This is a genomic window from Motilimonas cestriensis, from assembly GCF_021295315.1.
In the GTDB taxonomy this organism is placed as follows: domain Bacteria; phylum Pseudomonadota; class Gammaproteobacteria; order Enterobacterales; family CBDFNC01; genus Motilimonas; species Motilimonas cestriensis.
Genome location: NZ_JAIMJA010000075.1, coordinates 1 through 1,014 on the forward strand (window position 1 = coordinate 1; position 1,014 = coordinate 1,014).

Sequence of the window (1,014 nt, forward strand, 5' to 3'; positions counted from 1 at the left end):
AACGGTCACCATAGCACCCGACTCTGCGCCTGTGCCTTGAATTAATACATCATTATCTTCCGCTGCACTCACCACGCCATCGCCTTCAATTGGCGTGGTGATGGTGACCGCAGATGGCGCCGTATTATCTAATGTGATCGCGCTGGTAGCAGCACTTGAGGTGTTACCAGCTGCATCAGTTTGCGTGGCCGACACGGTTAAGTTGCCATTATTTAGCGCACTGATATCCAGCTCAGAGCCTGCTAGGGTCCAGTTGCCACTGCCATCAGCGGTGGTCGTGGTGCTCACCCCGCCAATATCAACGGTCACCATAGCACCCGACTCTGCGCCTGTGCCTTGAATTAATACATCATTATCTTCCGCTGCACTCACCACGCCATCGCCTTCAATTGGCGTGGTGATGGTGACCGCAGATGGCGCCGTATTATCTAATGTGATCGCGCTGGTAGCAGCACTTGAGGTGTTACCTGCCGCATCAGTTTGCGTGGCCGACACGGTTAAGTTGCCATTATTTAGCGCACTGATATCCAGCTCAGAGCCTGCTAGGGTCCAGTTGCCACTGCCATCAGCGGTGGTCGTGGTGCTCACCCCGCCAATATTAACGGTCACCATAGCACCCGATTCTGCGCCTGTGCCTTGGATTAATACATCATTATCTTCCGCCCCATTAACAATGCCATCGCCTTCAATTGGTGTGGTGATGGCTAGCGCACTTGGCGCCGTATTATCTAACGTGATTGCGCTGGTAGCAGCACTTGAGGTGTTACCTGCCGCATCGGTTTGCGTGGCCGACACGGTTAAGGTGCCATTATTTAGCGCACTGATATCCAGCTCATTGCCCGCGATGGTCCAGTTGCCGCTAGCATCAGCGGTGGTCGTGGTGCTCACCCCGCCAATATCAACGGTCACCATAGCACCCGATTCTGCGCCTGTGCCTTGAATGAGTACATCTGCGTCTTCCGCCCCATTAACAATACCATCGCCTTCAATTGGTGTGGTGATAGTTAATGCGCT

Annotated in this window: 1 protein-coding gene; it reads right to left on the minus strand. The window is 53.7% G+C overall.

All coding sequences use genetic code 11. The features are described from left to right. The coding region (locus K6Y31_RS22065; RefSeq protein ID WP_233055176.1) for an Ig-like domain-containing protein at nt 1-1,014 on the minus strand (1,014 nt) is incomplete at both ends.